10 protein-coding genes and 2 pseudogenes are annotated in these 12,374 nt (G+C 61.8%); 10 read left to right on the top strand and 2 right to left on the bottom strand.

Translation table 11 applies throughout. The annotated features are described in order from the left end of the window. Nucleotides 1-40: 40 nt before the first annotated feature. Both ABD819_RS07620 and ABD819_RS07615 read left to right on the top strand, forming a co-directional pair. On the top strand, nucleotides 41-313 hold the full coding sequence (locus ABD819_RS07620) for a DUF7660 family protein (RefSeq protein WP_345122716.1): 273 nt from the start codon (nucleotides 41-43) through the stop codon (nucleotides 311-313). 19 nt (nucleotides 314-332) lie between these two features. Continuing rightward, a complete protein-coding gene (locus ABD819_RS07615; RefSeq protein WP_345122714.1) occupies nucleotides 333-1,010 on the top strand; it encodes a YiiX family permuted papain-like enzyme in 678 nt (225 codons plus the stop codon). A gap of 65 nt (nucleotides 1,011-1,075) precedes the next feature. Here ABD819_RS07615 and ABD819_RS07610 read toward each other — a convergent pair whose 3' ends face one another. Continuing rightward, the gene (locus ABD819_RS07610; RefSeq protein WP_345122712.1) at nucleotides 1,076-4,963 is read right to left on the bottom strand and encodes a beta strand repeat-containing protein; all 3,888 of its coding nucleotides are present in this window, start codon (nucleotides 4,961-4,963) and stop codon (nucleotides 1,076-1,078) included. Nucleotides 4,964-5,703: 740 nt separating this feature from the next. Here ABD819_RS07610 and ABD819_RS07605 point away from each other — a divergent pair. The 8 genes and pseudogenes from ABD819_RS07605 to ABD819_RS21515 all read left to right on the top strand — a co-directional run. Then, entirely contained in the window at nucleotides 5,704-5,931 is a 228-nt protein-coding gene (locus ABD819_RS07605) for a hypothetical protein (protein ID WP_345122710.1), read from the top strand. A gap of 43 nt (nucleotides 5,932-5,974) precedes the next feature. After that, a complete protein-coding gene (locus tag ABD819_RS07600; RefSeq protein ID WP_345122708.1) occupies nucleotides 5,975-8,056 on the top strand; it encodes a VWA domain-containing protein in 2,082 nt (693 codons plus the stop codon). 96 nt (nucleotides 8,057-8,152) lie between these two features. Continuing rightward, on the top strand, nucleotides 8,153-8,443 hold the full coding sequence (locus ABD819_RS07595; RefSeq protein ID WP_345122705.1) for a GIY-YIG nuclease family protein: 291 nt from the start codon (nucleotides 8,153-8,155) through the stop codon (nucleotides 8,441-8,443). A gap of 121 nt (nucleotides 8,444-8,564) precedes the next feature. Next, complete coding sequence (locus tag ABD819_RS07590) at nucleotides 8,565-9,239, top strand: NAD-dependent epimerase/dehydratase family protein (RefSeq protein WP_345122703.1); 675 nt, start codon at nucleotides 8,565-8,567, stop codon at nucleotides 9,237-9,239. Between the two features lie 31 nt (nucleotides 9,240-9,270). After that, a complete protein-coding gene (locus tag ABD819_RS07585; protein WP_345122701.1) occupies nucleotides 9,271-10,365 on the top strand; it encodes an MBL fold metallo-hydrolase in 1,095 nt (364 codons plus the stop codon). A 70-nt stretch (nucleotides 10,366-10,435) separates the two neighbouring features. After that, nucleotides 10,436-11,023, top strand: coding sequence for a pseudouridine synthase (locus ABD819_RS07580; RefSeq protein WP_345122699.1), 588 nt, complete (start codon nucleotides 10,436-10,438; stop codon nucleotides 11,021-11,023). An 8-nt stretch (nucleotides 11,024-11,031) separates the two neighbouring features. Beyond that, nucleotides 11,032-12,021: an alpha/beta hydrolase gene (locus tag ABD819_RS07575; RefSeq protein ID WP_345122697.1), complete on the top strand. Its 990-nt coding sequence runs from the start codon at nucleotides 11,032-11,034 to the stop codon at nucleotides 12,019-12,021. Between the two features lie 27 nt (nucleotides 12,022-12,048). Further along, nucleotides 12,049-12,186, top strand: a pseudogene (locus ABD819_RS21515) (Imm53 family immunity protein); the annotation flags it as partial. Between the two features lie 65 nt (nucleotides 12,187-12,251). Here ABD819_RS21515 and ABD819_RS07570 read toward each other — a convergent pair. Beyond that, nucleotides 12,252-12,374: pseudogene (locus ABD819_RS07570) on the bottom strand (IS481 family transposase); the annotation flags it as partial.

The following is a 12,374-nucleotide window of genomic DNA, read 5'->3' as shown; positions in this document are numbered from 1 at the left end:
CAGAAACCATTCTCAAATTACGTCGAAACAACAAATTGTCGTGGATTCAAAGCCAGAACCGGATGCCCTCGAAACTTCAGCCATAAGCAGCCGTCAAGATTTTGTAGTGTTCTTGCAGCAGTTGCGGTCCGACTACTTGAAAAACGGGAAAGATTTTGAGAACCAGAACCTTGGCGATTTTCTAGAGGCTTTATCAGCATACGCCGCCGATATTCCCGGTTATTACAACAACATGTCAATGGCAGTGAATGCAGATACAGCCAGTTGGCGTGTTTTCGCGGACATGCTGCGCGGAGCAACTATTTACGAGTAGAAGCAGGCGAGACATCAGAATGAAACGCTGGCTCCTCCTCCCCTTTCTCCTCCTGGCTGGCCTCGCCATCGCCGCCTACCCACGCCTGCACCGCAAGCTGCTCCGCTTCCAAAGCCACCAAGCCGCTGAAGCAACCACCGCCGAAATCACCCCCCAATTGCGCGATGGCGACCTGATATTCCACACCTCGCTCTCGGCCCAGAGCCGGGCTATTCAACTGGCCACGCATTCGCCCTGGAGCCACTGTGGCATCGTGTATAAGGCAGGCAAAAACTGGCAGGTGTTCGAAGCGGTGCAACCGGTGAAGCTCACGCCGCTGGCCGATTGGGTGGCGCGGGGCCAGGGCGGCCACTTTGTGACCAAGCGACTGCGCGATGCTGATGCGGTACTCACGCCCGCCGCGCTGGCCCGCCTCAGAGCCGCCGGGCAGCCCATGTTGGGCCACAACTACGACCTGTATTTTGGCTGGGCCGATGACCGGATTTATTGCTCCGAGCTCATCTGGAAAGTATACGAGCGCGGGCTCGGCCGGCGGCTGGGGCAGCTTCAGCAGCTGCGCGATTTCGACCTGAGCAATCCCGCCGTGCAGGCCAAGCTGAGCGAGCGTTATGGCCGCAACCTGCCGCTAGCTGAAACGGTTATTTCGCCGGTCAGCATCTTCCGCAGCCCCGATTTGGTTAGCGTGCTTAATCGCTGAGTCGGCACTGGCTCGCTTGAATCAACTGACTGATTACAAGTTGTTGCCCACTTCAGAATGGCCCGTTAAGGCCTGACAAGCTTTAGTTGGGCGCTCTGGGTCTGGCCTTCAAGCAGCAGGTAGTACAACCCGGAAGCCAGCATTTCGTGAGAGAAGTCTAGCGGCAAGGGCTGAGTGGTTCCTGCTAACTGGCCATGAGCCAGCCGGGCACCCATTGCGGATACCAGCGAGTAAGACACTTCCCCCTGAAAATCAGTGGGAAGCAGCATCCAAAACCGGCCATCGTGGGAAGGATTGGGGAATATTTGGGGCACTGTAGTGCCTTCGGCAGCTGTTAACCTGGCCTCGGCCGGGATGCTACTGCCAGCTACATCCGCCTTAACAGGAAGGGCCAGTTGCGCGGCGCTCCCGAAACCAGATGCCCCGACGGTTCTGGCCGCAGCCGCCGGATTCTGGCGCCACACTTCAATCCCCGAAAGGTTGGCGTAGCCGCCGGTGGTGCTCACCACCAGCGTACCAGTGCTCGTAACGCTGGTGGTGTACGGGCCCAGCCGGCTCCAGCGGCCTGCGCTCCCGCTGTTGAAGTTGCTCAGCACTACCTTCCCCTGCACCCGCACACTGAAAACTTCCGGGTTGTTGTCTTCCCACACGTAAGCGTACACGGCATAGGTGCCCGTTGGCACGTTGCGCAGCGTTGCATCAATGATGAGACCGTATACCGACGAGCGAATCATGCTGGCCCGTGGGGCATCGGTAGCCGGGTTCAAGGCAACGTTCTGATTCGCAAAACGCGTCCCCGTTACCGTGAAGTTAGCCACCCCGCTGCTGGCTTCCCAGTTTTGGCCGTCAAGAACCAGCGCATTTCCGTTGATGTTCAGCGCCCGGTAAAATGTTAATCCTGAACCGCTGCTGGCCGTGAAGGTGGCCGTGATGGTTTTGTTGGCCGTCATCGCGACGCTCAGCGGGTTGGCCGTGCCCGTAGCACTGCCGCTCCAACCGCTGAAGCCAAAGCCGACGGCGGGGGTCGCAGTCAAAGTTACCGTGCTGCCGCTCACGTAGGTGATTTGGTTGGGGCTGGGGGTCACGGTTCCGCTGCCTATCACTGTCACGCCCAAGGTATACTGCGGCAATGCCGCGAAAGTGGCCGTAATGGCCTTATTCGCATTCATCGTCACGCTCAGCGGGTTGGTCGTTCCCGTGGCATCGCCGCTCCAGCCGCTGAAGGCGAAGCCGGCGGCCGGGGTGGCCGTCAGGCTCACGGTTGCACCGCTGGAATAAGTGGCTTGGTTGGGGCTGGGGGTCACGGTGCCGCTGCCCACCAGTGATATACCCAGCGTGAACTGGGGCAGCGCCGTGAAAGTGGCCGTGATGTTCTTATTGGCCGTCATGCTCACGCTCAGCGGGTTGGTAGTACCAGTAGCATCGCCGCTCCAACCGCTGAACGCGAAGCCCGCCGCTGGCGCGGCCGTCAGGCTCACGATTGCACCGCTGAAATAAGTGGCCTGGTTGGGGCTAGGGGTAACGGTGCCGCTGCCCACCACGGCCGTCGTCAGGGTATAGGCAACAGGAATCGCCGCGAAGGTGGCTGTGATGGTTTTATTAGCCGTCATACTCACGCTCAGTGGGTTGGTATTACCGGTAGCGGCACCGCTCCAGCCCGTGAACTGCTGCCCGGCGGCCGGCGTGGCGGTTAGTGTCACGGTACTGCCGCTGCTATACGTAAGCTGGTCAGGACTTTTGCTGACCGTGCCGTTGCCGGCAGTTGTTACGGTAAGCGAGTATTGCGCCGGCGGGGCCTGGTCAGTCACACTGAAATTGACCGTCAGGCTGGTACCGGCCACGCCCGTAGTGGTACCCTGCTGCCAGAGCTCGATGCCGGAGAGGTTGGCATAGCCCCCCGCCGTGCCGATGCTCAGGCTGCCATTGCTCACGGTGGCCGCGTAGGGGCCGAGCCGGTCCCAGTGCCCGGCCGCGCCACTGTTGTAGTTGCGCAGCACCACCTGGCCCTGCACCGTCACGTCGTAGGTTTCCGGACTGTTATCCTCCCACACATAGAGGTACACGTTGTAGGTTGCGGCGGGCACGCTGCTGAACGTGGCCGTGATGCTGGTGCCAAATACGGAGCTGCGAATCATGCTGGCCCGGGTGGCATCAGTGGCCGGGCTCAAGGCCACGTTTTGATTGGCGAAGGCACGACCCGTGAGCTGAAAGTTGGTAGTGGAAGCACTGGCGGCCCAGCTCTGGCCGTCGAGCACGATGGCCCCGCCGTTCACGTTCACCGCCCGGTAGAAAGTTTGGCCACTACCTCCGCTGCCGGTGTAGGGCGTGGCCGTGAGCGAGTAGCTGCCCACGGGCGGGGTCCAGGCCGGGTAGTTGCCGGCCACATCGGGCAGCAGGGCGTAGGGGGCCACCGCATCGGTCTGGGTTTGGGGCTGGGGGCCGCTTAGGGCGAAGGCTACGCTGCCCACCGTGGCCGGGTTGGTGTTGGCCCGCACGTTCAGGTTGCGGGTGGGCAGGGTGGCCAGGTTCAGCGTCGCCCCGCTGGTCAGGACCTGAATATCCTGCTCATTATCCGCATTCACCAGCGTGAAGCCCGTGACCTGCGGCGGCGCGGTACTAGTGGAAAAGGTGGCCGTAATGGTCTTATTCGCCGTCATGCTCACGCTTAGCGGGTTGGTGGTGCCGGTGGCATCGCCGCTCCAGCCGGTGAAGGTGAAGCCCGCCGCCGGGGTAGCCGTCAGGCTCACACTTGCGCCGTTGGGGTAGGTGGCCTGGTCCGGACTCCTGGCCACGGTGCCGCTGCCGCTGGTGGCCGTGTTGAGCGTGTAGCTGGTGGGCGAGGCGGGCGTGAACGTAGCGGTAATGGCTTTGTTGGCCGTCATGGCCACCGTCAGCGGGTTGGCCGTGCCCGTGGCATCGCCGCTCCAGCCGCTAAACTGGAACCCGGCCGCGGGCGTAGCCGTCAGGCTCACATTCGCGCCGCTGAGGTAACTCCGCTGGTCCGGATTTTTACTCACCGTGCCGCTGCCAACCGCAGTAGCGGTGAGGGAGTACGTAGAAGTACTCGCCCCGATATTCACCTGATTATAGGCTACTTGCTGCAACGCCACAGCATCAGCCGGAGCTATGCCCAGGTCGGCGGCGGCTATTTCCCCGGCCCCCAGCGTACGCGGGTCAACTCCCGTAATTTGGTAAAACAGCACGCAGGCACCGAGGTAGGAACCCCATTTGCTCGCGTGAAAGAAGTTGGACCACAGGTCGAGCTGCCCGGCCGTGGGGCTGTAAGGATTGGCCATGGCCACCCCCGTCTGGATAGCAAGCTGCCAGGCATCGCCCACCGGAGCTACGACTTCGAAACGCCCATTCTGCGCATAAGCCTGGTAATAGGCATTGTGCAAATCGGTTCCCATCGCAGTGATGGGCTGGCCCGAATAGGGCTGGTTGGCCGGATAGGTCAGGTCGGCCCGCGCCCAGGTTTCGAACAGGTAGACTTTTGCCGTGGCGTTGACGGAGTGAACAGCCTGCTCCAGGCGGGTCGAGTAGTCGAAAAAATCGACGGGCTGACCGCCTTTGCTCGTCGGTAACGGGCCCGTGCTTAGCTCCTGCAGCACCACCTGGTTCCAGCCGGCCCGCTGAATAACCGAGAGGGCATTGGTGTAATGATAAGCAAGCCCCACCCCGTTGATGGCTTCGATGTGCACCTCGTAATTGAGACCGGCCTGGTCGGTGAGCTTCTTAAAAATGCCCGGCACGCCGCCCCAGGGGCCCGAACCGTCGCTTTCGTACCGGGGAGAGCTCGGCGGCAGCCCAAAATTTTCGTCTATAATGGCAGCCGTATTGTAGTTCAGCACGGGCGCGACGAAGCCATGCGTGAAGCTGTTGCCCACAAACAGAATGCGGGACTGGGCCCGCACCGCCCCCGCCGGGGCCAGCAGCAGTAGGCCGGTGCCCAAGGCAGCAATAAGCAGTTTTATTGTGCGTAAGGATGCATATTGAAAAAACATGACGGCTCAAAATAAAGTGGAAGCATATGGCTATTTCTTTCCAGTCAAGGCCACGCGGCATTGACAGCCAGATAGTTGCCCGTAATTATCGTTACCCCATTACCGTGACTAAGCGAGCTGGCTGGCAACAGCAGCCCGTGCTTGCCCTTAGGCAAGTAGGCAAGTTCTGATGCTCGTGTGTTCGCGAGCGGGTACCCGCACGGAGCATCCCCACAAGGGCCGCGTTTTGTTCCCAGGCACCAAAACGCGCCGATTCAGTCCTATCTCAGAAAAAGCGGGAATGCACTTCCCTCAGGCGGGCATCAGGTTGTACTGCGCATGCCCTCATTTACACGGCGGTGGTTCACCGTGGCGCGTTCCTGACTTGAGTGGGGTAGCGCTCCATTTTGCTTCCGTTTGCAGAGGCAAGCCGTGGGCCAACAACGGCGTCGAAGGCGCTTTGCAATGGGCAGCAGCTTTGGTCGATTTTCACGGGCTTATACGGCCCTGCGCACGAAAAAGTCGATACGTTTCATCTTGTGAATCTTGGGTAAGTCCTCCCCGAATCACAGCAAATAATCGTTGATTTAGCAGTACTTCAAGTTGGTATTCAATTTATTAGGCAGTAACAATTCCCAACTTTCGCGAAGGGATGTAACGGTAAAAATAATCATAAAAATTTAACTATTTATATTTTTAATTTCACAACTTTGAATTTAAAACAAATTTTCGTTTTTTCAATGCTGCGCGGCAACGCGACCAACTGCCGACAGGCAACGGCGAAGCCGGACAATCTCACCCTGACCAGCCCATTTTCTCAGGCAGGGCCCAGCCTCGCCCAAGCTTACCACTGGGCTAATTTTATTCGCCAACCGGGCACAACCGGCCAAACAGCCAATGGTGCGCAGCCGTTGAACCCCAATTGCCTGCAACCTTAGCGGCCGGTGCCGACCTTTAGCCCTGATTCTATCCGATTTTCGTTTGCTGACCACTCACTATTCTTCCTGGTTTATCCTGCTCTGCCTGGCCGCGGGCGCGGGCTACGCGGCCCTGCAATACTCGGCCAAAGCGCCGTGGAGCAAGCAGCTGAACTACGCGCTGGCAGCGCTGCGCTTCGCCGTGGTCAGCTTCCTGTGCTACCTGCTGCTGGCCCCGTTCATCCGCAGCAGCACCACGCGCACCGAGCAGCCCACGCTGGTCCTGGCCGTCGATAACTCGCAGTCGGTGGAGCTGTTCACACCCAAAATGGTGCTGAGCCAGGCCACCACCGGCCTCACCCGCCTCGCCGAAACCCTGCGCGGCCGGGGCTTTACCGTTGAAACCCGCACTCTGACGCCCACGCCTGGCCGCCCGGCCCGGCCCGATTCGCTCCGCTTCGGCGCGGCTACCACCGACCTCGACCAGCTGCTTTCGGGTACCCGCGAGGCGTACGACGGCCGCAACCTGGCCGGCGTAGTGCTCTTGAGCGACGGCCTCGTGAACCAGGGCCGCAGCCCCGCTTACGCCGAGTTCAACTTCCCGATTTACAGCGTGGCCGTGGGCGACACCGTGGCCAAGCGCGACCTGCGCCTGAGCGGCCTCACCTACAACCGGGTGGCCTTCAGCGGCAATAAATTCCCGATTGAGGCCGAGCTGGGCTTTGAGGGCTACGCCGGCGGTGCGGCCACCGTGGAGCTGCGCGAGGGCAGCCGCGTGCTCGACAGCCGCCGGGTGGCCCTGCCTGCCGGCCGCCGCCGGGTGCGCACCACCTTCCAAATCACGGCGCCCGCGCCCGGCAAACGCCGCTACGAGGTACGCATCACGCCCCAGGCCGGCGAGTTTACGGCGCTGAACAACCAGCGCACGGCGTTCGTCGAAATTGTGAAGGGCAAGCTGCGCGTGCTGCTGGCCGGCGCGGCCCCGCACCCCGACCTCAAGGCCCTGCGGGCTGCCATTCTGGCCAACGACAACTTCGACCTGACGCTGGCCCTGCCCGGTGTGACCCCGCTCCGGGCCGGAGCTGATTTTGATGTGGCCATCCTGCACCAGCTGCCGGCGCAGGGCGGGCTGGGCAATGAGCTGCTGGCCCAGGTGAAAGCCCGCCGCACGCCGGCGCTTTACATCATCGGCGCACAATCGGACCTGGGCGCTTACAATCAGCTCGGCAGCGGCCTCACCATCCAGCCGCGCGGGGCGCAGACCGATGAGGTGACGCCGCTGCCGAACCCCGGCTTTGCGCGGTTTGCTACCGATGAGGAATCGGCCCGCCGCTTTGGGCAGTATCCACCCGCGCCCGTGCCGTTCGGCGATTTGCGCCTGGGCGCGGGGACCGAGGCCGCGCTCTGGCAGCGTGTGGGCCGCCTGGCTACCCAAAAGCCGCTGCTCGTATTCGGTGGTTCGCCGGACCGCCGCCAGGCTACGCTGCTCACCGATGGCAGCTGGCAGTGGCGGCTGAGCGAGGCCGTGGAGCACGACGATAAGCCCGAAGCCTACGACCGGCTCATCATCCGCACGCTCCAGCTCCTCACCCAAAATGCCAACAAAAAGCGCCTCGACGTGTACCCCACGCAGGACGCCTTCGGCACGCAGGACGACGTGACGCTGGGGGCCGAAACCTACAACGCCGTTTTTGAGCGCCTCTACAACCAGAAAATCGACCTCCTTTTAACCGACGAGAAAAAGCAAACCCGCCGCTTTTCCTTCGCCAACGCCGAGGATGGCTCACCCCTGCGCCTGGGCCCGCTGCCGGCCGGCCTCTACCGCTACCAGGCCCGCGCCACGCTCGGCGGCCAGGCCCAGCAGGACGCCGGGGAGCTGCTGGTGCAATCGCAACCCTTGGAGGCGTTGGAATCGAAAGCCGACCATAATGTATTGGCGCAGCTCTCGCGCCGCAGCGGCTCCCGGCTCTATTACCCGGCCCAACTCGATAAGCTGACGCAGGACATTATCAAGGCCAATTATAAGCCGGTGATTACGGCCGAAGACGACCTGAAGGACTTGATAAATCTGAAGTGGATTTTCTTCGTGATTCTGGCCTTTTTGACGGTGGAGTGGGCCGTACGGAAGTATTCGGGCAGCGTGTAGGGGAACCTTGTCCGTAGAACGTCATGCAGAGCGCAGCGAAGCATCTTTACCGCAATAGTAATCCCAGATTAACCGCTTCGCTGGACAAACCGACTGATGTACGTCTACATTCTGACTAACACCAGCCGCACTGTCCTCTACATCGGAGTGACCAATGACTTACCCCGCCGACTGTATGAACACAGTGCCGGCCGAGGTGACACCAGTAAATTCACCGGCCGGTATCAAGCTGAATTGCTGGTTTATTTTGAGATATCGCCTGACCCTACGCGGGCAATAGCCCGCGGAAAAGTATTGAAAGGCTGGAGCCGCGCTAAAAAGAACGCGCTGATTCAGGCGTTTAATCCAACCTGGCAAGTCATTGATTTGGAAACGTGGGAGGGATGATATGACGAAGCGGTAAACTTGATTACTTGCGCGGTAGAGATGCTTCGCTACGCTCAGCATGACGTGCTTTTAAAGTAAAACGGCTCAGGCTGCGTCCTCCCTCCTACTTTATCGAATCAACATGAGCATACGAGCTATCCTCACCGGGGCCACCGGCATGGTGGGCGCGGGCGTCCTCCATGAATGCCTGCAAAACCCGGCGGTCGAGCACATTCTGGTACTTAGCCGCAAAGCCAGCGGTATCAGGCATCCGAAAGTAACGGAGCTGCTGCACGCCGATTTGCAGCAGCTCGGCCCCGTCGAAAGCCAGCTAAGGGGCTACAACGCCTGTTTTTTCTGCGCGGGCATCTCGTCGGTGGGGGTTTCCAGGGAGGAATATGAGCGCATCACCCACGACCTGACGCTGGCCTTTGCCCAAACGCTGCTGCGCCTGAACCCGGCAATGACGTTTACCTACGTGACCGGGGCCGGCACCGATAGCACCGAGAAGGGCCGTAGCCACTGGGCCCGCGTGAAGGGCCGCACCGAAAACGAGCTGCTGGCGCTGCCTTTCGGGCACGTCTACATGTTCCGGCCGGGCTACATGCACCCCACGCCCGGCCAGGCCAACGTGCCCAAAGCCTACCGCTATTTCAGCTGGCTCTACCCCATTGCCCGCAGGCTCACGCCCGGTTTCGTGAGCACGATGCAGGAATTAGCGCTGGCCATGATAAAATCGGTGAGCGACGGCTACCCCCGGCGCGTGCTCGAAGTGCGCGACATCGTGGCCCTGGCCCACGCCGCGCCACGTTCCTGAACGCATGCGCAAACCATTGAAACCCCTTCTTATGACTACTGGCGGCATTTTTGGCACCTTACTGCTCGCGGCGGTGGCCTTCACGGGCATCAGCCCGCAGCTGGGCGGCACGCCTACCAAGGCCGATAAGCTGGTCTATGCGAAATCAGGGCATTACCGGGACGGTGAGTTCGTGAACCTGCTGCCCACCCGGGAGCTCACGGGCAGCAGCACGACGGCCGTGATGTGGCAGTTCCTTTTTCACAAAGACCCAACGGCTACGCCGCCCGGCCCGCTGCCGCTGCAGCCGCTCGATTCGCTGGCCATCACCCGGAAAACGCCCGAGCTGGTGCGCGTGACGTGGTTCGGCCACTCGGCCAGCCTGGTGGAGTTGGCCGGCCAGAACATCCTGCTCGACCCCATGCTCAGCATCGAGATGGGGCCGGTGAGCTGGGCCACACCCAACCGCTACAACCGTAGCCTGGCCATCGCGCCCGAAAAGCTGCCGCCCATCGCCGCCGTGCTCATTTCGCACGACCACTACGACCACCTCGACTACGAGACCATCCGCAAAATCAAGGACAAAGTGGGGCATTTTTACGTGCCGCTGGGCATTGGGCCGCACCTGCGCCACTGGGGCGTGGCCCCGGAGCGCATTGTCGAGATGAACTGGGGCGACAGCGCCCGGCTGCCCGGCCTCACCCTGCGCTGCACGCCCAGCCGCCACTTTTCGGGTCGCGGCGTCACCAATCACAACTCCACGCTGTGGAGCTCCTGGGTGATGGAATCGGCCACGAAACGCATTTTTTACACCGGCGATGGCGGCTACGGCCCGCACTTCGCCGCCATCGGGGCCGCCTACGGGCCGTTTGATTTGGCACTGGTGGAGTGCGGGCAGTACAACGCGGGCTGGGCCGAAATACACATGCGGCCTGAGCAGAGCGTGCAGGCCGCCCGCGACGTGCGCGCCGCCGTGATGCTGCCCGTGCACTGGGGCGCTTTCACCGAGGCCCTCCACCCCTGGAACGAGCCCGTGAAGCGCGCCACAGCCGAGGCCGCGCGGCTGGGCCAGGTCATCACCACGCCACACCTGGGGGAGCCCGTAACTTTGGGCACCGAGCTGCCCCACGCCCGCTGGTGGGAGTAGCACGTAGCGCGGACTTTGTAGTCCGCGTGTGAACGGCTTTACTCGCGGACTACAAAGTCCGCGCTACTCCATGCGCTACCTCCTCCTTAACAAGCCCTACGAAGTCCTCACGCAGTTCACCGACGAGCACGGCCGCGCCACGCTCAAGGATTTTGTGCCCGTGCCCGACGTGTACCCCGTCGGCCGGCTCGATTTCGACAGCGAAGGCCTGCTCCTGCTCACCGACGACAAGCAGCTTCAGCACCGCCTCAGCGACCCCAAGTTCAAAGTCCCGAAAACCTACTGGGCACAAGTGGAAGGCCTGGTTTCCGAAGCCGCACTGGGCCAGCTCCGCCAGGGCGTGCAGATAAAGGAAGGGTTCACCGCCCCCGGCGAGGCCGTCGAATTGCCTGAGCCCACCCAGCTCTGGCCGCGCAATCCACCCATTCGCTACCGCGCCAGCATCCCCACCAGCTGGCTGGAAATTCAGATTTCGCAGGGAATGAACCGGCAGGTGCGCAAGATGTGCGCGGCCGTTGGCCTGCCCTGCCTGCGCCTGGTGCGGGCGGCCATCGGCCCGTTGGGCTTGGGCGAGTTGCAGCCCGGCGAGTGGCGCGAGCTGTCACCGGCTGAAGTAGCTGAGCTACGGAAAATAAGCGGCGCGGCGCGGCGTTTCTGAGCTCACCTATGCTAAACCGCTCCCGCCGCCGCTGGCTAGTCCTGCTCCTGCTCACCGGCTTCAGTGCCCTGAACGCCGTGGCCTTCTTCCACGCCTGGCGCTTCACCCATTTCTCTAACGAGCCGGGCCTGCACTCGCCCAACCCCGAGCAGCTCGGCCCCGGCCAGAAACTCTGGCTGCTGCTCACCGGCATCCGCAATCCCAAACCCCAGAACGGCCCCAAGCCCGGTTTCCCGGTCGAAACCGTACGCATCGCCAGCCCCAACGGCCCGCTCGAAGCCTGGTATGCCCGCCCCGATTCCGGCCGTGCCCGGGGCACGGTGGCCCTGTTTCACGGCTACACCAGCAGCAAGTCGCACCTCACCCACGAGGCCGGCTACTTTCGCCGCCTGGGCTACGCCGTGCTGCTCGTGGACCAGGCCGGCAACGGCAATTCGGCCGGTTTCCGCACCACCGTGGGCTACCGCGAGGCCGACGATGTGGCCGCCGCCGTGCGCTGGCTGAACGATTCCACCAAAGCATCGTCTGGCACCCCTCCCCACCGGGGAGGGACCGGGGGTGGGGTCATCCTCTACGGCGTGAGCATGGGCGCCGTGGCCATCCTGCGGGCCGAGGCCGAGCTGGGCATCCACCCTACCGCCAACATCCTGGAATGTCCCTACGGCAACATGCGCCAAACGGCCTACAACCGCTTCGCCTCCATGCACGTCCCGGCGTTCCCGATGGCCGATTTGCTGGTATTCTGGGGCGGCGTGCAAAACGGGTTCTGGGCCTACGGCCTCAACGCCGAGCACTACGCCAGCCAAATCCACACGCCCACCCTCCTGCTCTGGGGCACCGCCGACCCGCGCGTGACCCGCGCCGAAATCGATGCCATCTTCGCCCACCTCGCCGGCCCCAAAGCCCAGCACGACTTCGTGGGCGTGGGCCATGAGCCGTACTGGCGGCGCTATTCGGCGGATTGGGAGCAGCAGACGCGGGCGTTTCTGGGCCGGTGATTCGCCGGATTCATCGTAATTCGCTGCATGGACTTATTACAACGAATTCAGCGCTGGTACACCATCAACTGCAACGGTGATTGGGAACACTCCTATGGCATATCTATCACTACAATTGATAATCCGGGGTGGGCAGTTAAGATTGATTTGCAGGAGACATGCTTGCGCAATGCTGTTTTGGAATACCGATTAATTGAAAGAAGCACCACAAACTGGATTGGATATTTGTATGGTCCCGGAGTATGGTGGGTCGGTTCTCGAATAAAGCTACTAGGATTTTTCCGCCATTCCGCACAAACAAATTCGTAGGGTGTCAATCCCTTGAGCCGTTTGAGGCGTTTGGCAAAGTTGTA

It is taken from the genome of Hymenobacter antarcticus, assembly GCF_039539545.1.
GTDB classification, from domain to species: Bacteria; Bacteroidota; Bacteroidia; order Cytophagales; family Hymenobacteraceae; genus Hymenobacter; species Hymenobacter antarcticus.
The sequence above is the reverse complement of the archived record's forward strand: the minus strand, read 5'-3'. Positions and strand labels throughout refer to the sequence as shown.